The 21,365-nt window shown below is 71.7% G+C and carries 20 protein-coding genes; 2 read left to right on the top strand and 18 right to left on the bottom strand.

Features of this window, described 5'->3' with window-relative positions; genetic code table 11:
• Positions 1-298: 298 nt before the first annotated feature.
• The 14 genes from ABGB08_RS46425 to ABGB08_RS46490 all read right to left on the bottom strand — a co-directional run bounded on the left by ABGB08_RS46425 (position 299) and on the right by ABGB08_RS46490 (position 15,731).
• Positions 299-2,536 (bottom strand): hypothetical protein, encoded by a 2,238-nt coding sequence (locus ABGB08_RS46425; protein WP_347604286.1) that lies wholly within the window; start codon positions 2,534-2,536, stop codon positions 299-301.
• Positions 2,537-2,896: 360 nt separating this feature from the next.
• On the bottom strand, positions 2,897-3,787 hold the full coding sequence (locus tag ABGB08_RS46430; protein WP_347604287.1) for an LLM class F420-dependent oxidoreductase: 891 nt from the start codon (positions 3,785-3,787) through the stop codon (positions 2,897-2,899).
• Positions 3,784-5,331, bottom strand: coding sequence for an AMP-binding protein (locus ABGB08_RS46435; RefSeq protein WP_347604289.1), 1,548 nt, complete (start codon positions 5,329-5,331; stop codon positions 3,784-3,786). The genes ABGB08_RS46430 and ABGB08_RS46435 overlap by 4 nt, the downstream gene beginning before the upstream one ends.
• Positions 5,328-6,305 (bottom strand): amidohydrolase family protein, encoded by a 978-nt coding sequence (locus ABGB08_RS46440; protein ID WP_347604291.1) that lies wholly within the window; start codon positions 6,303-6,305, stop codon positions 5,328-5,330. Before ABGB08_RS46440 ends, ABGB08_RS46435 begins: the two co-directional genes overlap by 4 nt.
• The gene (locus ABGB08_RS46445; RefSeq protein ID WP_347604292.1) at positions 6,302-7,477 is read right to left on the bottom strand and encodes a thiolase family protein; all 1,176 of its coding nucleotides are present in this window, start codon (positions 7,475-7,477) and stop codon (positions 6,302-6,304) included. The genes ABGB08_RS46440 and ABGB08_RS46445 overlap by 4 nt, the downstream gene beginning before the upstream one ends.
• 8 nt (positions 7,478-7,485) lie before the next feature.
• On the bottom strand, positions 7,486-8,292 hold the full coding sequence (locus tag ABGB08_RS46450) for an SDR family oxidoreductase (RefSeq protein ID WP_347604294.1): 807 nt from the start codon (positions 8,290-8,292) through the stop codon (positions 7,486-7,488).
• A gap of 9 nt (positions 8,293-8,301) precedes the next feature.
• Complete coding sequence (locus ABGB08_RS46455; protein WP_347604296.1) at positions 8,302-9,486, bottom strand: acyl-CoA dehydrogenase family protein; 1,185 nt, start codon at positions 9,484-9,486, stop codon at positions 8,302-8,304.
• A complete protein-coding gene (locus tag ABGB08_RS46460) occupies positions 9,483-10,277 on the bottom strand; it encodes an alpha/beta fold hydrolase (protein WP_347604298.1) in 795 nt (264 codons plus the stop codon). Before ABGB08_RS46460 ends, ABGB08_RS46455 begins: the two co-directional genes overlap by 4 nt.
• Positions 10,274-11,533 (bottom strand): LLM class flavin-dependent oxidoreductase, encoded by a 1,260-nt coding sequence (locus tag ABGB08_RS46465; protein WP_347604300.1) that lies wholly within the window; start codon positions 11,531-11,533, stop codon positions 10,274-10,276. The genes ABGB08_RS46460 and ABGB08_RS46465 overlap by 4 nt, the downstream gene beginning before the upstream one ends.
• 86 nt (positions 11,534-11,619) lie before the next feature.
• Positions 11,620-12,513: an SDR family NAD(P)-dependent oxidoreductase gene (locus ABGB08_RS46470; RefSeq protein WP_347604302.1), complete on the bottom strand. Its 894-nt coding sequence runs from the start codon at positions 12,511-12,513 to the stop codon at positions 11,620-11,622.
• Positions 12,514-12,525: 12 nt separating this feature from the next.
• On the bottom strand, positions 12,526-13,245 hold the full coding sequence (locus ABGB08_RS46475; RefSeq protein ID WP_218041169.1) for an ABC transporter ATP-binding protein: 720 nt from the start codon (positions 13,243-13,245) through the stop codon (positions 12,526-12,528).
• Positions 13,187-13,993: an ABC transporter ATP-binding protein gene (locus tag ABGB08_RS46480; RefSeq protein ID WP_347604304.1), complete on the bottom strand. Its 807-nt coding sequence runs from the start codon at positions 13,991-13,993 to the stop codon at positions 13,187-13,189. The genes ABGB08_RS46475 and ABGB08_RS46480 overlap by 59 nt, the downstream gene beginning before the upstream one ends.
• Entirely contained in the window at positions 13,990-14,847 is an 858-nt protein-coding gene (locus tag ABGB08_RS46485; protein ID WP_155355735.1) for a branched-chain amino acid ABC transporter permease, read from the bottom strand. Before ABGB08_RS46485 ends, ABGB08_RS46480 begins: the two co-directional genes overlap by 4 nt.
• Positions 14,844-15,731 carry a branched-chain amino acid ABC transporter permease gene (locus tag ABGB08_RS46490; protein WP_347604306.1) on the bottom strand — a complete coding sequence of 296 codons (888 nt, stop codon included), beginning with the start codon at positions 15,729-15,731 and terminating at the stop codon, positions 14,844-14,846. The genes ABGB08_RS46485 and ABGB08_RS46490 overlap by 4 nt, the downstream gene beginning before the upstream one ends.
• 154 nt (positions 15,732-15,885) lie before the next feature.
• On the opposite strand from ABGB08_RS46490, the gene ABGB08_RS46495 reads away from it, so the two are divergent.
• A complete protein-coding gene (locus ABGB08_RS46495) occupies positions 15,886-17,121 on the top strand; it encodes an acetyl-CoA hydrolase/transferase C-terminal domain-containing protein (RefSeq protein WP_347604308.1) in 1,236 nt (411 codons plus the stop codon).
• An 8-nt stretch (positions 17,122-17,129) separates the two neighbouring features.
• Positions 17,130-17,603 carry a MaoC family dehydratase gene (locus ABGB08_RS46500; protein ID WP_347604310.1) on the top strand — a complete coding sequence of 158 codons (474 nt, stop codon included), beginning with the start codon at positions 17,130-17,132 and terminating at the stop codon, positions 17,601-17,603.
• A 90-nt stretch (positions 17,604-17,693) separates the two neighbouring features.
• On the opposite strand, the gene ABGB08_RS46505 is transcribed toward ABGB08_RS46500, so the two are convergent.
• The 4 genes from ABGB08_RS46505 to ABGB08_RS46520 form a co-directional block, all read right to left on the bottom strand.
• On the bottom strand, positions 17,694-18,839 hold the full coding sequence (locus ABGB08_RS46505) for a thiolase (RefSeq protein ID WP_347604312.1): 1,146 nt from the start codon (positions 18,837-18,839) through the stop codon (positions 17,694-17,696).
• Positions 18,836-19,225 (bottom strand): OB-fold domain-containing protein, encoded by a 390-nt coding sequence (locus ABGB08_RS46510; RefSeq protein WP_347604314.1) that lies wholly within the window; start codon positions 19,223-19,225, stop codon positions 18,836-18,838. Before ABGB08_RS46510 ends, ABGB08_RS46505 begins: the two co-directional genes overlap by 4 nt.
• A complete protein-coding gene (locus ABGB08_RS46515) occupies positions 19,222-20,784 on the bottom strand; it encodes an AMP-binding protein (RefSeq protein ID WP_347604316.1) in 1,563 nt (520 codons plus the stop codon). Before ABGB08_RS46515 ends, ABGB08_RS46510 begins: the two co-directional genes overlap by 4 nt.
• A partial coding sequence (locus ABGB08_RS46520; protein WP_347604318.1) for an acyl-CoA dehydrogenase family protein occupies positions 20,781-21,365 on the bottom strand: 585 nt, incomplete at its 5' end. The genes ABGB08_RS46520 and ABGB08_RS46515, both read right to left, overlap by 4 nt.

Here is a 21,365-nt window from a genome sequence, read left to right on the forward strand (position 1 = left end):
CCTGACAACTTCACGGAGTCCGCAGGGTCAACCGCCGGGGAGAACTGCGAGGCATTGTCCCTTGGGTTGTCCCTTGGGAAGGTGGCGGGGGCGACGACGAGGAGTGACGGCGATCTAGTGCCGCGATCCCCCGCAGATCCGGACGAGGGCATCCGCGCTGTCAACGCCGAAGGACCCGACGAAGTCGGCGCCGACCAAACGAGAGTCGACACGCAAAGTCGACACGGACGGTTCCCGGCCCGGGTAGATGGCGCGCTCGTACCAGTTCGGGTGGGTGGCGCGCTCGTGCTGGTTGGGTTCAGTGTCGGAGTCGTCCGGTGTAGCGGTTTCGTTTGCCGTGGTAGAGGAGGGTCCAGGTGCCGTCGTGGTTGCGGCGGGTGCGGTAGCGGTCGGGGTGGGTTGCTTTGTCGCGGTTGTGCCAGGTGCAGGCGGGGGCAAGCTGGTCGAGGTCGGTGGTGCCGCCCTCGGCCCAGCCTTGGACGTGGTCGATTTCGGCCATGTCGGCGGGGATGGGGCAGCCCTCGCGGTAGCAGGTGGCGTAGCGGGCCAGGATGGCCTGCCGCTGGGCGGGGGTGGCCAGGCGTACGGCGCGGCCCATGTCCAGGACGCGTCCGTGCGCGTTGACGACCATGCGGACCAGCCGTGAGGTGTGGGCGAGTCGGTGGACGTCGGAGATGGGCAGCAGTTGCCCGGTGGCGATCAGCAGTCCGGGCGCGAGCCGGTCCGGCGCGTGCCCACAGGTCCTGCACGCATCACTCACCGGCCTCTCACCCGCGTCCGTGCTGCCGACACCCGCCCCGGCCGAACCCGTGCCCGCGCTGCCGGGGCCCGCTCCGGCTGAACCGGTGTCAATGCTGTCGGCACCTGTCCCGGCTGAACCCGTGCTCGTGCTGCTGGTACCTGCTCCGGCTGAACCGGTGCCCGCGCTGCCAGTACCTGCTCCGGCTGAACCCGTGCTCGCGCTGTCGGCACCTATCCCGGCTGAATCGGTGCCCACGCTGCTGGCACCCGCTGCGGCTGAGGCCGTGCCTTCAGTGTGGCGGGGACCGGCCGCGCGGCAGGTCGAGCGGTCACTGGCCTGAGGTGTCCCGGGCCGGGTATCGCTGGAGCCAGTGGTGTCGGCGTCAGCGGTGTCGGCGTCGGAGGCGTCGGAGGCGTCGGAGGCGTCGGCCGCGACTGCGTCGGCCGCGGCGGTGTCGGCGCGTCCGGCTGTGCTCTGCGATGGAGGCGCCCCCGTGGCGGGTATGGCGGGCGGTGCGGATTTAGCGGGCGTGGCGGGCCTGGTGGACGTGCCGGACGCCGCATGGGTGGAGTCGGCGTCATGCGTGGGATGGCCGGTGGTGGTGGGGTGGCCGGTGGTGGGGTGGTCCTGTGTGGGGTGGCCGGTGATGTGGTCGGTGGGGAGGGATTCGGCGCGGACCAGGACCAGCAGTTCGGTGGTGACCTTCCTGGTCAGCAGCGCCGACAGCGCGTCGGCCTGGCGGACCCGGAGCGGGCGGTCCTCGTCTTTGCCCTTCGGCCGGGCGTAGGCGGCCAGGAACTCGCGCAGCCGGGCACCGGCCTCCCGCGGCAGCCGGAACTCCCCCTCCACACCGCCAGTACTGGACGGGCGCACCAGCAGGAAACGGGTGGCGTAGTCGGTGTCGGCGTCATCCTCCAGCGTGCCGGGGTCCAGCAGCTCCCGCAGGTATCGCCCGGCCTTGAGAATCTCCGCCGGGGAGGCGCTGTCGGCCAGGTCCAGCAGGATTGGCTCGGCTAGCGCCGCCTGCGCATCGTCCAGATGGGCGGTGACCTGACTGATGGCCTCGACCGACCCCTCGGCCAGCGTGCCGGACGCGAACCGGTCCCGGACCAGGGGCAGCCGGGCCAGCTGCATGGCGAGCCGGATCAGACGGGAAGCGCCCGCACCGGTCATCCCCGCCGAGGCGCGCAGCCAGGTCCCGGTGGAGGCGTGCCCGCCGCTGCCGGCGCTTTTGGCCTCACCGGTGGCGTGGACGCGTCCCACCCGGGCGGCGATCGCCGAGCTCAGCCGGTCCTGGGCGAACAGCAGGTCTTCCGTCTCGCCCACGCACAACCCGCAGGCCTCGGGCAGGTCGGTCACCGCAATCCGGGACGCGAGCTGCCGGAACTGGGCCACCAGCACCCCCGATTCCACCGGCTCGCCCCAGGCCTCCGACCCCGCCGAGCGACCAGCGTCGGCCGAGCGGCCAGGATCGGGGGAACGACCAGGATCGGGGGAACGACCAGAGTCGGGGGAGCGGCCAGGATCGGTGGAGCGGCCAGGATCGGGGGAAGGACCAGAGTCGGGGGAGCGGCCGTGGAGGAACTGCTGCCGTGTGTTCTGCTGCGGAGTGTTCTGCTGCCCCGCGTCGCCGTATGGGTCGCTGTGCGCGTCGTCGTAGGTGTCGTCGGCGGGACGCTGGGGCGGGACGTAGTCAGGGTCCAGCACCGTGCCTTTGAGGAACGCGGGCAGTTCGCGTCCGCGGACGCCCTCCGCACGGGAGGGATCCCGCACCTCGATCGGAGAACCGAGCATGGAAGGCGCCCCCCTTTCGGCTTCGGCGGATCCGAACAACCACCCTCACGCTATCGGGCGGCTACGACATTTAGCCTCGCTCCGCGACAAAACCGCAGGTCACAGCCCCCGTGAAAAGATCTACCCACCCACCGCCATCCGAAGATCCATCCGCCACGCCCGATCAGGAGCAGCACACCAACCCGCAGACCCTCAACCCGCGAGGAACAAGCGCTCGTCTCGGCCAAACGCCGCTGTACAAGATCATGAGACAGCGGACGCCAAGGCGGGGGAGGCATTCAGCAGATACGTTCGGGTCCTGCGGTTAGAGGGGCCAGCGTGGCACCGACGAACTCAAGCGATATTTCCAGACCAGCGAGGTCAGCGGAGGCCGACGATCTCGGCGTATCTGGTCATGTCGCGTTCGTAGGCGTCGTCGCCGATTCGCGGGGAGACCACCACCTCGTCGAGGCCCAGTTCGGCGCAGCGGCGGATGTAGACGGCGTCGTCCTCCCAGTCCTTCTCCGTTTTCCCCTTGGCGCGGCGGCCGACCCGCAGGGACACGTCGGCGCGGCTACGACCGGCGGCGACCAGGCGGCTCTCCAGTTCTTCGGTGAAGCGGGCGATGTCGTCGTAGCTCTGGCTGTAGCCGGCCCAGCCGTCGCCGAGTTCGACGATGCGGCGGAGGGTGGCGGGGCTGTTGCCGCCGACGATGATCGGGGGGTGGGGGCGCTGGATCGGTTTGGGGAAGGCGTACAGCGGGGGGAAGTCGACGAACTCGCCGTGGAATTCGGTTAGGTCGTCGTCGGACCAGGTGGCTTTCATGGCGCGGAGGTATTCGTCCATGCGGGCTCCCCGGCGTTCGAAGGGCACGTCGAGGACCGCGTACTCCTCGGCGGACCAGCCGACGCCGACGCCGAAGTTGAAGCGGCCGCCGGAGAGCTGGTCCACGGTGGCGATCTGGCGGGCGGTCACGACGGGGTTCCGCTGCGGGACGACCATCACGTACGTGCCGATGCGGATCCGCGAGGTGGCGGCGGCGATGGCACCCGCCAGCACGAGCGGGTCGTGCACGCCCCTGGTGGCGTTGACCTCGACCGCGCCCGCCTGCTCGTACGGGTACTTGGAGGTGTAACGCGGCATGAAGACCACGTGCTCGGGCAGCCACACCGAGTGGAAACCGAGTTCCTCGATGAGCTGGGCCGACTCGATGGACCAGCGCCCGGCGCGGGGACCGGCCCCCGGGTACCACTCACTGATGCCGATCTTCACAGCGTGCTCCCCTCGGGGTTCAGGAACGACTCGCGCAGCACGTGTTTCATCACCTTCATGCTGGAATTGCGGGGCAACGCCGCCACGAAGAAGATCCTCCGCGGCTTCTTGTACGAGGCGAGCCGCTCCTGGACGTACTCCACGATCTGCTCTTCCGTGAGCGTCTCCCCGGGCTTCACCACCACGGCGACCGAGACGGCCTCACCCCACCGGTCGTCGGGGAGGCCGAAGGCGGCGGCGTCCGCCACCGAGTCCATGGTGAGCAGGACCCGCTCGACCTCCGCCGGGTACACGTTGGCGCCCCCGGTGATGATCAGTTCCTTGGAGCGCCCGGTGACGTAGAAGTACCCGGCCTCGTCCTGGTAGCCCAGGTCGCCGGTGTAGTACTCGCCGTCGCTGAAGACCTCGGCGGTCTTCTCCGGCTGGCCCTGGTACCCGGAGAACATGGTGTCGCACTCGATGACGAGCTCGCCGACCTCCCCCACGGGGACCGGCTCGCGGTCGGAGTCCACCACCCGGACCGCGGCCGTGGGCAGCGGGCGGCCCACCGAGGCGAAGATGTCCTTGGCCTGGGTGCGGCCGGTCCAGTCGGCGCGGTTGGTGATGGTGATCGGCCCGACCACCTCGGTCATGCCCCACGTCTCGACCAGCCGGTCGCCGATCACGTCCACCAGCGTCCCGGCCAGTTCGGGTGGGAGCGGTCCGCCCGAGTGCAGCACGGACAGGAGGGTGTCGAGAACCTGCGGATAGAGCCGCAGCGCCTCCAGGAGGCCCGGGATCAGCGGGGTGAGGCCAAGCGTGAAGGTGGAGCCGCGCTCGGCCATGTGCGCGCCCCATTGCTCGGGGGTGGCGCCGGGGATGAAGGAGACCGTGCCGCCGGTGTAGAAATGCGGAAAAATCACGCCCCAGATGCCGGACACGAAGGACCAGCCGCCCGGGAAGGCGCAGTGCCCGTGCAACGGCAGGCGGTAGGCGTACGGGACCAGCTTGGTGCAGCCCACGACGGCGCGGTGCGAGGCGAGCGCCCCCTTGGGGAAGCCGGTGGTCCCGCTGGTGTAGCCGATGATGGCGATATCCGAAGGGGTGGCCGTGGGCGGCAGCGGTTCGTCGCTCGACCCGCGCAGCGCCTCGGCGTAGGACTCGCCGCCAGCCCCGCCGATGGCCAGCCACGCCGCCAGCCCGGCCGCCGACCGGGTGCGCGCGACCGTGGCGGCGACCCCGTCGGTGTGCACCAGGGCCCGCGCCCCCGAGTCGGTCAGCACGTAGTCGATCTCCTCGGCGGTGAGCCGGTCGTTGACGTGCACCACGGGGTAGCCGCCGAGGGCCAGCCCGACGTAGACCTCGAGGGACTCGATCCGGTTCTCCAGGAGCGCGGCGACATGGGTCCCTGGCGCCAGCCCGCGCGAGCGCAGCGCATGAGCCAGCCGCCGCCCCGCCGCCACCACCTCCGCGAAGGTACGGCTGGCGCCCTGCGACTCGGCCGCGACGCGGGGGCCGAAGCGTCGGCCGGCCTTCTCGAAGATCTCTCCCATCGTGTCGCTCATGACAGCTCCTTGAGGTTGAAGACGTTGAGGTTAAAGACACGGACCGCGTTGGCGGCCAGAAACAGTGCGAGTTCCTCCGCGGCCAGGACGGGCGGCTCCCCTGCGTACGGCTCCGCCAGGCTGGCGACCCTATCGATCCAGGTCATGAGCTCCTCGCCCCGGGGGTCCGACCGGTCGCCGCGGATGATGTCGGAGCCGAAGATGAGCCGATGCGCCCCGAGCTGGGCGCGCATCCTGGCGACGCGCCGGCGGAACTCGGGGTAGTCGGCGAGCGCGCAGCGCTGCCACAACGACAGCTCCAGGTAGGCCCGCTGCCAGCCGGTGGCGGCGTCCAGGGCCTCCGCCCACCAGGCCTCGAGACCGGCGTGCGCGAAGACGACGGTCATCGCCGGGTACCTGGCCAGCAGGGCGGCCACCTCGGCGGGCCGGGAGCGCACGGTCTGCAGCGGGTCGCCGCCCAGCGGGGAGGTGTGCACGACCACGGGCAGGTCCAGCTCCAGGATCCGCTCGAACAGCCACGCGTGGGCCGGGTCGCCCAGGTCCCAGCCCGCCGCCGGGTAGAGCTTCACCCCCCGGCAGCCGGGCATCCGGGCCGCGTGGTCCAGGATCCCGGCGGCGTCGGGGTGGCGGGGGTCGATCCCCGCGCAGAAGAAGAGCCTGCCGGGGACCGCGTCGGCCAGCGCCTGGTTGCGGGCGTGCAGGTCGCGGATGGGCAGGTGCTCCCCCGCCGGGCGGCCGACGATCGTCCAGTCCACGACCGGCATCACCCCGGCGGCGACCCCGGCCCGGTCGAAGGCGGCGATGGTCAGCGCGCCGTCCGGGTCGCTCTGGCCCATTCCGACCCGATGGAAGATCTCGGCCGGGTCCCGTTCGGGATGGGTACGCCCTGCCGCCTGCCGTGCCCACGCCCGGCGCAGCCCTTCCGGCAGCCAGGAGGCGTCCAGGATGTGCATGTGGCCGTCGACGACGTTCATCCGGCGGCCAGGATGTGCACGGTGGAGGCGGCGGTCTCCCAGTCGATGACGCCCCCGCCGATCTGGGCCAGACCGGCGCGTACGTGGGGTAGCTGGAGCTCGCCCGCCTCGCCCCGGATCTGCTGGGTGATGTCGTGGATCTGGGCGAGGCCGCTGGCCCCGAGGGCGTGACCGCGCCCGACGAGGCCGCCGGAGACGTTCACCGGCATCGCGCCCGAACGTTCGGTGACGCCCGTCATGGCCCACTCCTCCTCCTGGCCGGGCGCGCAGAGCCCGAGCTCGCTCCAGGTGAGCAGCTCGTACGCGACGGAGGCGTCGTGGACCTCGGCGAAGTCGACGTCCCCGGGACCGAGCCCCGCCTGCTCGTACGCCGCCAGCCCCGCGGCCTTGGCGGCACCGGGCGCGCCTTCGGCGCCCTTGGGCGGGCGGGTGGCCAGCCGGGAGGCCAGGATCCTGACGTCGCGCGGCGAGGAACCCGCCCGGGTCACCACCACAGCCGCCGCGCCGTCGCTGATCGGGGAGCTCATCAGCACGGTGAGCGGATCCACCACCACCCGGGCCTTCAGCACGTCCTCCGGGGAGCCGCCGAACCTGCGGTGCGCCATCGGGTTGAGCCGGGCGTTCTCCAGCGACCGCGAGGTCACCCTGGCCAGGCCCGCCATGCTCACGCCGCGCTCGCCGAAAAGCGTCCTGGCCAGGCGCGCCTGCCGGTCCACGAAGGGGCTGCGGTCCTCCCCCGCGCCGTCGCCGACCGCGAACCCGTCCTCCACGTCCATGCCCGCGCCGAATGCGCGGAACGTCCGGGTACGGTCCTCGTGATTGGCCTTCTCCACGCCCAGCGCCAGCACGGTGTCGTGCATACCGGAGGCGACCGCCAGCCACGCCAGGTGCAGCGCGTTGCCGCCGGAGGCGCAGGCGTTCTCCACGTTGTGCACCGGGATGGTGCCGAACCCGAGGGGGTAGGTGACGGTCTCGCCCCTGATGCTCTCCTGGCCGGTGATGAGACCGGCGAGCGCGTTGGCGAAGAACACCGCCTGGATGTCGCCGACCTCCATGCCGGCGTCCGCCAGCGCGGCCTGGGCCGCCTGCCGGCCCAGGTCCTTCATGGAGGAGCCGAGGAACTTGCCGAACGGGGTCATGCCGACCCCGCGAATCACCACGTCGTTTCGCATGGGAACGTCTATCCCTTCAGGGGGCTGGGCCAGGAGGCGCTGACGCCGCCGTCCACGATCAGGCTCTGGCCGGTCACGTAGGCTGCGTCGGCGGAGGCGAGGAAGGCCACGGCGGCGGCGGCCTCCTCGGGGCGGCCCTCCCGGCCCATCGGGACCACGGCGGCCCGCGCGGGCGCCCCCTCCGCCCCGAACTCGCGCCGGACCAGGGCCGAGTCGATGACGCCGAGCACGACCGCGTTGGAGCGGATGCCGCGGGAGGCGTACCGGACGGCGATGTGCCGCATGACGGCGAGCTGCGCGGCCTTGGTCGCCTCGTACGACAACGACCGGCGGCTGCTCAGCAGCCCGGCGGTGGAGCCGACGAAGACGAACGCGCCGCTTGAGCGGTCCAGCATCGGTTCCAGCGCGGCCTGGGCGGTGAGCCAGTGGGAGCGGACGTTGACCGCCTCGGAGTGCTCCCACTCCGCGAGGCTCTGCGCCTTGATCGGCTCCCGGCCGGAGATGCCGACGTTGCAGACCACGACGTCCAGGCGCCGGTAGGCGCCGAGCGCGGTCTCCACGGCGGCCTGGCAGGACTTGGCGTCGGCGGCGTCCACCGCCACCGCCAGGCCGGGCCCGGCCAGCGCGTCCACCGTGGCCTGGGCCCGGCCGAGGTCGATGTCGCCGACGACCACGGTGGCGCCCTCCGCGGCCAGGCGGAGCGCGATGGCCCGGCCGTTGCCCATCGGGAGCGCCTCGCCGTCGCGGGCCGGGCCGTGGCTGCCACCGCCCAGCACGTACGCCACCTGCCCGGCCAGCCTGCCCTCAAGAGCCATGAAAGCCCCTCAGTACGAGCGCGGCAGGTCGAGCACCTGCTGCGCGATGAAGTTCAGGGACATCTCCTGGCTGACCGGGGCCAGCCGCATGATCCGCGCCTCGCGCCAGTAGCGTTCGACGTGGAACTCGTGGGCGTAACCGAGCCCGCCGTGGGTCTGCACGGCCCGGTCGGCGGCGTCGTAGCCGGCCTGCGCGGCCAGGTATTTGGCGATGTTGGCCTCGGCCCCGCAAGGCAGGCCCGCGTCGTAACGGCGGGCCGCCACCATGGTCATCTGCCAGGCCGCCTCCAGGCGGGCGTAGGCGTCGGCGAGCGGGTGGCTGATGGCCTGGTTGGCGCCGATCGGCCGGTCGAAGACCTCACGCACCCGGGCGTACTCGGTGGCGCGGCGCAGCGCCGCGTACCCGATCCCGACCGCCTCGGCGGCGATCAGGATGCGCTCGGGGTTGAGCCCGGACAGGATGTGCTTGAAGCCCCTCCCCTCCTCGCCGACCAGCCGCCAGCCCTCGACCGGCAGCCGGTCGTAGAAGGTCTCGCAGCTGGCGACGGCGTTGCGGCCGGCCTTGGGGATGGGCCGGATGTCGACGTGCTCGCGGTCCAGGTCGATCAGAAACAGGCTGAGGCCCTCGAACCTGTGCCGCTCGCCGGGTGGCGCGGGGGCGGTGCGGGCCAGGATCAGCGCGACGTCGGACTCCAGCGCCTTGCTGGTCCAGATCTTCTGGCCGGAGATCACCCAGTTGTCGCCGTCCCGTTCCGCGGCCGTCTTGATGCGGGAGGTGTCGGTGCCCGCGTCCGGTTCGGTGACCGCGAAGGCGACGTGCAGCCTGCCCTCGGCGGCCGGCGGGAGGAAGGTCTTCCTGAGCCGCTCGTTGCCGTACTTGAGCACCGGCTGGAGTCCGAACAGGTTCATGTGCAGGGCCGTGCAGCCGTTCATGGCCGCCCCGGAGGCGGCGACCTCGCGGAGCAGGATCGCCGCCTCGGTGACGCCGCGGCCGGCGCCGCCGTACTCCTCCGGCAACGCGATCCCCAGCCAGCCGCCCTCGGCCATGGCGGTGAAGAACTCCCACGGGAAGCGGTGCTCGGCGTCGCAGGCGGCCCAGTACTCGTCGGGGAACTCGGCGCAGCGTTCGCGGACCGCCTCGGCGATCAGCGTGTGGTCGGGGTCGTCGAAGCCGCTCCCGAGGGCACCGCTCACGGGGCGCCCGTGAGGAACTCGCCGACGAGCTTGCGCGCGTCCGCCGACTCGTACGGGACCATGTGCGCGGCGTCGGCCACGACCTCGCTGCGCGCGTGCGGCAGGTGGTCCGACCACAGACCGGCCAGCGAGGGCGGCACCACGCCGTCCCGCGCCCCCCACACCAGCAGTACGGGAACCCCGGCGAGCCGGTAGAGCCGCTCGGCGATCCCGGTGTCCGGGATGGGGAACAGGTAGTTGCTCGCCGCCCCGAGCACCTGGACCCGGCGGATGACGGCCAGCCCGGTCTCGTGCGCGTCGGCGGGCCTGGGCTGCTGCGCGGCCGCCACCGGGCCTTCCGGATCGGCGTAGATCAGCGGGTTGAGGTCCCTGGGCAGCAGCGCGAACATGTCGGCGCCGGGGTCGGCCTCGTCGAACATGCCCCAGGGGGCCATCAGCGCGAGGGCGTCGACCCGGGCGGGCTGGGCGACGGCCATCTCGGCGGCCAAGGTGGCCCCTAGCCCGTGCCCGGCCAGGCGCACGGCACCCACCTCCAGCCGGTCCAGCGCCCACCACAGGGTCAGGGCCAGGTCGGGCAGGCTGGACGCGGCGCGGACCGAGGTGGAGACGCCCCAGCCGGGCAGGTGCGCGACCAGGACCCGGGCGCCGTCCAGCAGCTCGCCGGAGAGCGGGGGCTCCTCCAACGCGCCCCACTCGCTGTGCAGGTAGACCACGACAGGGCCGCCGGGCGTGCCGTGCTCGTCGACGACGGTGACGTCGCCCTGGTGCGGGCCTTCGAAGGTGTGCCTCATCGTGCCACCGCCACGGGAGCCACGGCCGCCGGTTCGAAGCCGGGGATGGGTTTGGGCCACCAGTGGTGCTCGTACTGGGAGAAGACCCCGGACAGGCCGGGCTTGACCTTGGTGGCGAACAGCTCGATGTTGTTCATGGCCTTCTCGCGCGGCATGTCGCCGATGTGCATCAGGGCGATCCAGTTGCCGATGCGATTGGTCGACGACAGGTGCTCCAGCTTCTCCCGGACCGTGCTGGGGCTGCCCGCGATGATGATGCCGAGGTTGATGAAGTCCGCCCACTCGTAGTCCCTGGCCGCGCGGAAGCTGTCCGGCCGTGCGGTCGACTTGGCGCCGGGCGGCGGGAGCACCGCGCGAAGCGACTCGACGCTCTTGTAGCCGGGGGCCTCGGCGAAGCCGGGGTAGGTGTGGGTGCACCGGCGGTAGAAGTACTTCACGTGGTCGGCGTAGAGGCGCTCGGCCTCCTCGTCGGTGTCGGCGACGAGGATCGGCTGGAACATGCCCACCCGGTACGGATTGTCGTCCACGCCCGCGGCTTCGGCCCGCTCCCAGAAGCGGCGCAACATCGAGCCGGAGAACTCGGTGCCGAAGTAGGAGAGGAAGAAGAAGGGGAAGCCGCGCCGGATGGCGAAGTCCATGGTCTCCAGGGAGCCGCTGCCGGGCACCCAGATCGGCGGGTGCGGCTGCTGGAGCGGCTTCGGCCAGGGGTTGACGTAGCGGAGCTTGGTGTAGCGGCCGTTGTGGCTGAACACCTCCTGGGACTGCCAGGCCTTGAGGATGAGCTCGAAGCCCTCGTAGTACCGCTCGCGCACGGTAGCGGGCTTGATGCCGTAGGCGTAGTTGGTGTCCTGGCTGCTGCCGAGGGGGAATCCGGTGATGAGGCGGCCGCCGCTGATCACGTCGAGCATGGCCAGCTCCTCGGCGATCCGGATGGGCGGGTTGTACAGCGGCACCGCGTCGCCCATGACCAGGATCTTGGCGTCGGTGTCGGCGGTGCGGCGGGCGAGCGAGGCGGCCATCATGTTCGGGCTCGACATCAGGCCGTAGGCGTTGCTGTGGTGCTCGTTGACGCCGATGGCGTCGAAGCCGGTACGCGCCGCGTGCTCCAGCTCGTCCAGGTAGTCGTTGTAGAGGTGGTGGATGCGCCGCACGTCCATGAGGCGGGGGTCGATGTCGACCCAGACGCTTCGATGCTTCTGGGCGAAATCCTCTGGCAGCCCGTCGAAGGGCATCAGGTGGAAATAGGTGAACTTCACGCTTGTCCTTAGGTCCGGGGCTGAAGTTTATCAAACGCTTGCTTTACTTTACATCGAACGCTTGCTTTACATCGTGCCGGGTGAGCTCAGGACAGCTGCCGTACCAGCAGGTCCAGCTCCTGCTGGAAGGTCTCGACGACGGTCGCCTCGGTCAGGTCGTTGATCTGGTGCCAGTTGTCGCGGATCTCCTCCGGCGACACCGACCGGGAGAAGTAGCCCGGCGTCTGCGCGACGACCACCCGCGCCACCCGGCCGCCGCCCACGTTGTACACCTCGCCGGTGACGTCGCAGGCGGGGTCGGCCAGCCAGACCACCAGCGGCGAGACCAGCCCGGGGTCGAGCCGGTCGGCCAGTTCGCCCAGCAGGTCCTCGGTCATCCGGGTGCGCGCGCCCGGCTCGATGGCGTTGACCGCGATGCCGTGGCGGGCCCCCTCCAGGGCCAGCGTCCTGGTGACGCCGACGATGGCCGCCTTGGCCGCCGCGTACGCGGTCTGGCCGAAGTTGCCGAAAAGCCCGGCGGCGGAGGTGGTGTTGACGATCCGCCCGTACCGCCGCTCGGTGAATACCGGCCAGGCGGCCTTGGTCATCCAGACGGTCCCGCCCAGGTGCACCGCGAGGACCGGGTCCACCTCGTCGCGGGTCAGCTTGGCCATCGTCCGGTCACGCAGGATCCCGGCGTTGTTGACCAGGATGTCCAGCTGCCCGAAGGTCTCCACCGCGAGGTCGACCACCCGCTGGGCGCCCTCGGGCGTGCTGATGTCGGTGGCGTCGGCCACCGCGCTGCCGCCCGCCTCGGTGATCTCCTTGACCACCTGCCCGGCGGGGGTCAGCTCGGCGCCGACGCCGTCCAGCGCCGCGCCGACGTCGTTCACCACGACCGCCGCGCCGCGCGCGGCCAGCAGCAGCGCGTGCGCGCGGCCGAGCCCGCGACCGGCGCCGGTGACCACGGCGACCTGCCCGTCCAGTCTGATCTCGTTCACAGGAGTGCCTTTCTAGCCGAACAGGGCGGTCATGATCTCGGGACGCGAGCGCAGCTCGTCCGGCTCGCCCTCGGCGACGATCCGGCCCCGGTGCATGACGTAGACGTAGTCGCTGACGGCCAGGGCCAGCTCCGCGTTCTGCTCGACCAGCAGGATGGTGGAGCCCGTCTCGTGCAGCGTGGAGATGGTGGTGAACAGCACGTCCACGATCGAGGGGGCCAGGCCCATCGACGGCTCGTCCAGGACCAGCACGTCCGGCCGGGTCATCAGGGCCCGGCCGACCGCCAGCATCTGCTGCTCGCCGCCGCTCAGCAGCCCGGCGTACTGGCCGCGCCGCTCCGCCAGCACGGGGAACAGGTCGTAGACCCGGCCGATCTGCTGCTGGAAGTCGGCCTTGTCGCGGCGCTTGGCGTACGCGGCGAGTTCCAGGTTCTCCAGCACGGTGAGCGAGGGCGCCACCCGGCGGCCCTCGGCCACCAGCGCGACGCCCGCCCTGACCAGCCGGTGGCAGGGCCAGCCCGTGACGTTCCGGCCGCCGACCAGGACCGTGCCGGAGGACGGTTTGTGCAGCCCGGCGATCGAGTTCAGGGTGGTGGTCTTGCCGGCGCCGTTGGCCCCGACCAGCGCCACCAGCGCCCCCTTGGGCACCTGGACGTCGACGTCGCGGACGGCCTCAACCACGCCGTGCGCGGCGCAGAGTTTCGATACGGCGAGCATCGGATCGCTTGCCAAAATAGGCCTCCCTGACATCGGGTTGTTCCAGGCACGCCGCGAGCGTGCCGACGGCGAGCACGGCGCCGGAGTTCATCACGGTGACCTCGTCGCAGAACTCCTCGACCAGCCGCATGTTGTGCTCGATCAGGACCAGCGTCAGCCCTTCCGCGCGCAGGCCCAGCAGCAGTTCGCCGACCTGCCGGGACTCGGCGTCGTTCATCCCGGCGGTGGGCTCGTCCAGCAGCAGCACCCGCGGCTCGGCGGCCAGCGCCCTGGCGATCTCCACCCGCCGCTGGTCGCCGTAGGAGAGCGTCTCGGCCAGCGCGCCGGGCGAGGCCGTGATGCCCACCCGCTCGATCAGCGCGAGCGCCTTCTCGGCGACCTCGGCCCGCTCCCTGCGCTCGGCGCGGCTGAGCAGCACGGCCCCCAGGATGGTGGAACGCCGCCGGTGGTAGGCGCCGGTGGCGACCGTCTCCAGCACGGTCATGCCGGGGAACAGGCGGATGTTCTGGTAGGTGCGGGCCACCCCCTCCCGGGCGATCCGGTACGGCGGCAGCCCGTGCGTCTCCCGGCCGTGCACCCGGATCACGCCCCGGTCCGGTGCCAGGAAACCACTGATGATGTTGACGACGGAGGTCTTCCCGGCTCCGTTCGGGCCGAGCAGGCCGTAGATGCTCCGCCGCGGGACGCGCAGGTCCACCTCGGCGACCGCGCGCAGCCCGCCGAAGGTCTTGACCAGTCCCTCGATCTCAATCGCGAGGCTCATTCCGACACCACCGCCTTCCCGCGGCCGCGCAGCAGGCGGAACCGCCGTAGGTCGACCAGCCCCCTGGGCAGGTAGACGATGATCACGACCAGCAGCAGGCCGGTGACGATGGAGTCGAACTCGCCCAGCGGGCCGCGCAGCAGCTCGGGCAGGGCGGTGAAGACGACGGCGCCGATGATCGGGCCGAGCCAGTGGTAGGCGCCGCCGAGGACGACGGCGGCCAGGGTGGTGAAGCCCAGGTGCGTGTAGAAGGTGTCCGGGCCGATGAACTGGAGGAAGCTCGCCTGGAGCACGCCCGCGACCCCGCCGAACACGCCGGAGAGCGTGAAGCCCACCAGCTGCACCGCGCGCGGGGAGATCCCCAGCGACTGCGCCACGGCCGGATCCTCCCGTACGGCCGAGGCCGCCAGCCCGAACCGGGAGCCGCGCAGCCGGGCCAGCACGTACGCGGCGGCGCCCAGGCAGCCGAGGCACCAGAACCAGGTCCCCAGGTCGCCGGGGGCCAGGGTGCCCGCCACGCCGCCGGTGAAGCCCTCCATGTTGATCACCAGCACCCGCCCGATGAGGACCAGCGCGATGGTGGCCATCGCCAGGTAGTGGCTCTCCAGCCGCAGCACCAGGAAGGCGGTGAGCACCCCGAGCAGCCCTCCGCCCACGGCGCCGAGCGCCAGCGCCGCCACCGGGGTCAGCCCCAGCGTCATCGTGGCCCACCCGAAGGTGAAGGCGCTGACCGCGCCGAAGAAGACGGGCGCCAGGCTGAGCACGCCGGTCCACAGGGAGGCGTAGATGCTGAGCGCGAAGAGCGCGCTGACCCCCGCGAACTGCAGGGTCGTGTTCCAGGCCGCGAGGTTCATGCGCGCACCAGCCGGCGCTCGCCGAACATGCCCTGGGGCCGGGCCACCAGGATCACCAGCAGCACCCCGAAGGTGATCGCGTCCCGGAAGCCCGAGGAGATGTACTGGGCGCTGACCACTTCGAGGATGCCGATCAGGAAACCGGCCAGGGCGGCCCCGCGGATGTCGCCGTACCCGCCGACGACCACCGCCGCGAAGCCCTTGAGCAGCAGCGCCTCGCCCAGGTCGAAGGAGACGTTGTTGGAGGAGAGCCCGGCGAGCACGCCCGCGAGACCGGCGATGGCGGCCGCGGTGAAGGCCACCACCCGGAGCGTGCGGGCCGCGTTGACGCCGACGATGGTGGCCGACCTCGGGTCGGCGGAGATCGCCCGCACGGCGGCGCCGAACCGGGTCCTGGCCAGCGCCAGATGCAGCCCGAAGGCGACCAGCAGCGCGGCGGCGATGTTGAGCAGCTGCGCCGGGAGGATCACCAGGCCGCCCAGCCGGATCGGCCCGGCCGGGATCGCGTGGTCGGGGAAGCTGGTCGCGGAGCCCCCGCCGACCGCCTGCGCCACGGTGAGCAGCACGATCCACATCCCGATGGAGGAGATGATGGGCGCGAACGTGCCGGCGCCCCGGCGGCGCAGCGGCTCGAAGGCCACCAGGTCGGTCAGCACGCCGATGATCCCGGCGGCCAGCACGCCGGCCGCCAGCGCGAGGGGGAAGGGCAGGCCCAGCTCGGCCACCGCGAAGTAGGCGACTAACGCGCCCCAGGTGGCGAAGGTGCCGTGGGCGACGTTGAGGATGCCCATCTTGGTGAGGATCAGCGCGAAACCCACGCCGAAGAGAGCGTAGACGGCGCCGAGGGCGAGGCCGTTCACGAGTTGTTGGATGACGAGTGTCACGACCGCTGCCTCCAGGAACACCACAAATCAAGCGCTCGCTTTACCGGAAGCTATCCACGTGCCGCGATCCGTGTCAAGGTAAATCAAGCACTTGCTTCACTAGCTGGCCGACACTACGGTTAGGCGTTGCCCGTACGACGATTGGCTGCCCTTCATGCCACTTCCCGCCACGCTCCCGCCGGGCAAGGCCATTCGCCTGCTCCCCGCGAACGCCCGCGTCGTGGGCTCCCCCGGCTGCGGCACTCCGGAGACCCTGCTCCGCGCCCTCGGCGAGACCGCGGACCTGCTGCCCGCCCCCACCCTCTACTCGGGACTGCAGCTGGGCGGCTACCCGTTCCTCGACGCGGTGCGCCATGGCCACCTGCGCTACCTCACCTGGCACCCCTACGGTCCCGCCCGGCGTCTGTCGGAGTACGTCCCCGCCCGCGCCTCGGCCGTCCCCGCCCTGCTCGACCACTGGCAGACCGACGCCGCGCTGGTACGGGTCTCCCCGCCGGACCGGAACGGGTACTGCAACCTGGGCCCCTCGGCCAGCTACGTCCGGGCGGCGGTCAGCCGGGCCACGGTCGTGCTCGCCGAGGTGGACCCGCTGGTCCCCCGCACCCACGGCGACACCGCCGTGCACATCTCGGAACTCACCGCGCTGGTTGAGGCCGACACCCCGATGTGCGAATACCACGAGGCGGCCCGCGACCCGCTCGGCGACCGCATCGCGGCACACGTGCTCGACCTGCTGCCGGACCGCCCCGTGCTGCAGTTCGGCCTCGGCACGGTCCCCGAATCCCTCATCCACGGCCTGGCCGCGAGCGGCCTGCGCGGCGTCCGCGTGGTCGGCATGGCCACCGACGCCATGGTGGCGCTCTTCCAGCACGGCATGCTCAGCCCGCTGGACATGATGCCGTGCCCCGCCGTCTCGGCCGTCGAGCTCATGGGCACCCGCACGCTGATGGAGTTCGCCGACGGCAACCCGGCGATCGGCGTCTTCGACAGCCGGACCGGCCACGCGCCGCGCCGGCTGGGCGGCCTGTCCGGCCTGGTGTCGGTCAACTCGGCCGTGGAGGTCGACCTGCTGGGCCAGGTCAACGCCGAGACCGTACGAGGCAGGCAGGTCAGCGGGGTCGGCGGCGCCGCCGACTTCGCCGAGGCCGCCCACGGCTCCCCCGGCGGCCTGTCCGTCATCGCCATGGGCTCCACCACCCCCGACGGGAAACACAGCCGGATCGTGCCCGCGCTGGCCCCCGGCGCCGCGACCACCATCCCCCGGCACACGCCCGACGCGGTCGTGACCGAGTACGGCGTCGCCTGGCTGCGCGGCAAAACCACGGCCGAGCGCGCGGAGTCGCTCGCCCACGTCGCCCACCCCGATCACCGGGCCGAACTAACGAAATGAGAACAAGCGTGACCGTACACACCAGGCGCGGGCTCTACTTCGAGGAGATGCACGTCGGTGACATCTTCAAGCACGAACCCGGCCGAACCATCACCGAGGCTGACAACGTGCTGTTCTGCAGCATCACCATGAACACCCAGACCCTGCATCTGGACGCGGTGCGCTCGGCCGAGAGCGAGTTCGGGCAGCGGCTGGTGAACAGCCTGCTCACGCTGGCCATCGTGGGCGGGATCGGGGTCGGCGACCTGACCCAGAAGACCACGGTGGCCAACCTCGGCTTCGGCGAGATCGCCTTCCCCGCGCCGGTGTTCATCGGGGACACCCTCTACTGCGAGAGCGAGATCATCGACAAGCGGCCGTCCGCCTCACGCCCAGGCCAGGGCATCGTGACCCTGGAGCACCGGGGCCTCAACCAGAACGACGTCGTGGTCTGCCGGGCGCGGCGGACCGCCCTGGTCAAGTTCCTCCCGGACGAGTATTAACCAGAAACCCGTCCCATAGACAGCCGCATAGCCGCCGACCAGGCCATTCACCGCCGCGGCCGTCCAGATCACGACTTTCTAATTAATAGGTCAGAGCGCTCGGGCACTGCCCAGCACCAGCGTGCCCGAGCTCATGAACATGCCGCCGACTCCGGTGACCAGGCTGACCTCGACCCCGGGGACCTGCGCCGGCGCGGTTCCGCGCAGCTGGCGCACCGACTCCTGGATGGCGAACATGCCGTACATGCCGGTGTGGGTGTAGGAGAGGCCGCCGCCGTTGGTGTTCATCGGCAGCGGCCCGCCGGGCGCGGTGTTCCCGTCGGCGATGAACGCGGGCGCCTCACCCCGCCGCACGAAGCCGAGGTCCTCCAGGCCGTAGATCGGGACGTGCGCGAACGCGTCGTAGATCATCAGGTGGTCCACGTCGCCGTGCGAGATCCCGGCCTGCCGCATGGCCGCCGCCCCGCCCCGCTCGATGGCGCGGGAGGAGGTCAGGTCGCGCAGCCCCGAGACGACCGAGGACTCGCTGGACTCCCCCGCGCCCAGCACGTGGACGGGCGCGCGGTGGTCGCGGGCACGCTCGGCCGAGGTGAGCACCAGCGCGCCGCCGCCGTCGGTGACCAGGCAGCAGTGCAGCAGGTGGATGGGGTCGGCGATCACCGGAGAGGCCAGCACGTCGGCCACCGTGATCGGGTCGCGGAGCTTGGCGCGGGGGTTGCGCGCCGCCCACTGCCGCTGGACGACGGGGACCGTAGCCAGCTGCTCCTCGGTCATGCCGTACAGGTGCATGTACCGGCGCACGCCGATCGGGAAGAGCGCGGGCGCGCCGATCGGGCCGTGCGGGACCTCGAACTGCGCCATGGACGACTGCGGGGCGGGCGCCCACGGCACCATGCCGACCCGGGACCGCCCGGACTCGCCGTGGGTGACCAGGACGGTGGTGCAGAGCCCGGAAGCGATGGCCGCCATCGCGTGGCGCACGTGCAGCATGGACGAGCTGCCGCCGACGTTGGTGCCGTCCAGGTAGCCGGGGAGGATTCCCAGGTAGTCGGCCACGTCCACGGGCGACTCCCCCGCCGAGGCGACCCCGTCCACGTCGGCCGGGGTGAGGCCGGCGTCGCGCAGGGCGTTGACGGCCGCCTGGGCGTGCAGCTCAAGCGCCGACATGTCGGGCACCTTGCCGATGCGGTCGGTCTCGGCCGCGCCGACGATCGCGACCTTGCCACGGAGGCTCATCCGGCCGCCTTCCTCATCCGAAATTTCAGGACATTTCGCTCGCCCCGGGGTTCGAAGAACGCTTCGAGCTCGCCGTCTACGACGGGTTCGCCCTCGATGCCGGCGAACAGCGTGGGGCCTTCGGCCAGCCGGACCACCCCCACGACGTACGGCGCGTCCTCCTCGAAGCCGGGCGCGGGCCGGTGGTTGACCACGTACGACTCCAGCGTGCCCCGCCCCGAGACCGGCTCCAGGGCCACCTGGCCGGACGTGCAGAACGGGCAGTAGGCGCGCGGATACAGGAAGAACCTGCCGCATGCGCCGCATCGGGGCACCGTGAGCCGGCCCGCGTCGATGGCCGCGAAGAACGCGGCGGTGTCGGGCGTGGGCAGGGGCAGGGGTCTCACCCGGTCGGCCTCCCGTCGGTCTCCGGCAGCAGCAGATGTTTGCGAAGCTTTCCGTTGGCCCCGCGCGGCAGGACGGCCACGATCTCGATGCGCCGGGGCAGCTTGAAGCCCGCCAGGCGCTCCCGGCAGAACGCGACGACCTCCTCGCGGAAGCCGGGCGCGGCGGCCCGTTCCCTGGCGTCGTCCGCGGGCTGGATGACCGCGCAGACGATCTCGCCCCACTCCCGGTCGGGCACCCCGACGACCCCGGCGTCGGCGATGCCGGGGTGTTCCAGCAGCGCGGCCTCCACCTCGGCCGGGTAGACGTTGACCCCGCCGGAGACGATCACCTCGGCGGTCCTGCCGAGCAGGAAGAGGTACCCGTCCTCGTCGAGGTGGCCGAGGTCGCCCACGGTGACCCAGCCGTCAAGGACGCTGGACCTGGTCTTCTCGGGGTCGCCCCGGTACTCGAAGGCCCGGGGGCCCAGCTCCAGGTAGACCCGTCCCCGCTCGCCGGGGCCGAGTGCACGCCCGTGCTCGTCCATGATCTTCACGGCGGCCCCCGGCTGAGCGCGGCCCACGCTGCCGGGCCTGGCCAGCCACTCGCGGGCGGAGATGACCGTGCCCGCGGCCTCGCTGGCCCCGTAGTACTCGTAGATCACCGGGCCGAACCAGTCGATGACGCCGCGCTTGACCGCCGGTGGGCAGGGCCCCGCGCCGTGGATCAGGTTGCGCATGCTGGAGACGTCGAAGGACCCGCGCACGGCGGGGTCGAGGGCGAGCAGCCGGTGCATCTGGGTGGGCACCACGTGCGTGGTGGTCACGCGCTCCCGCTCGACGAGCTGGAGCATCCCGGTGGCGTCGAAGCGCTCCATCAGCACCACCCGGTGCCCCAGGTGCAGGGAGGCCAGCGCCAGCCCGTTCACCGCCGTGTGCGACAGCGGCGAGGTGACCAGGTGGGTGCCGTCCGCGAACGGCTCGACCTCGAACATGCCCAGCTGCCAGGCCGACCCGGCGGCGTAGACGTCGTCGGGGTCACCGGCGGCGAGCGCCCGGAGCACCCCTTTCGGGCGGCCGGTGGTGCCGGAGGTGTAGGCCATGAACGCGCCGGGCGCGCGGTCCTCGGCCCACTCCCCCGAGTACGGCGCGGCGGCCTCGGCCAGCACGCGGAAGCCGTCGGCGGGTCCCGTGGCGAACCGGCGTTCCGCGTCGACGCCCGCCTGGTCGAGGGCGGCCCGGACGGTGTCGGCGTACCGGGCGGAGGTCACCACCGCGCCCGGCGCGCAGTCGCCGATGATGTGGGCGATCTCGGCCGCGCTGAGCGCGGTGTTGACCGGCACCAGGTACCACCCGGCCTGGTGGCAGGCGAGCACGGTCTCCAGCGCGGCGACCTCGTTGGCGGCCACCAGCGCGACCCGGTCCCCGCCGGTCAGGCCGAGGTCGCGCAGCAGGCGGGTGATCCGGTTCACCCGGGCCAGCAGGTCGCCCGCCGTCACCGTGGTGCCGTCCGGCTCGACGGCCGCGACGTTCTCGGGGGACCGGCGGGCGATCCGCCAGAAGCCCAGCTCTTCCAGGTTCATCGGGCCGCTTCCCTGGCCAGCAAACGCACGGCGAGTGATCGTCGGTGCTCGCGGGCGGTGCCGTAGGCGGCCGAGAGGGCCATCGCGCGTTTCAGCCAGAACTGGAGGCCGTACTCCAGGGTGAACCCGATCCCGCCGTGCAGTTGGAGTGCCTCCACGTCTGCCTGCCGGGCGGCCTCCCCCGCGTACGCCTTGGCCACGGCGGCCCGTACCTGGGCGTCCGGGGCGCCGGTGTCGCGGAAGGCGGCGAAGGACGCGGCCTGCGACAGGTCCACGCCGGTGGCGACGTCGGCCAGCTTGTGCTTGACCGCCTGGAAGGATCCGACGGGCCGGTCGAACTGGTGGCGGGTCTTCACGTATGCCACGGTCATGTCGAGCAGCCGGGTGCTGACACCGGTGAGCAGACAGGCGGAGCCCGCCACCATCCGGGTCCAGGCCCGTTCCACGGCTGGGGCGTCCAGGCTTACCTGTTGTCCTGTTCCGGTGACTCGGTAGAGAGGGTAGAGCGGGTCGACCGCGTCCTGGCGTTCGACTACGAGTTCGGCTTCGCCGTTGGTTGGCGTGGATCTCCCACCCACCCC

Source organism: Acrocarpospora sp. B8E8 (assembly GCF_039871605.1).
GTDB classification, from domain to species: Bacteria; Actinomycetota; Actinomycetes; order Streptosporangiales; family Streptosporangiaceae; genus Acrocarpospora; species Acrocarpospora macrocephala.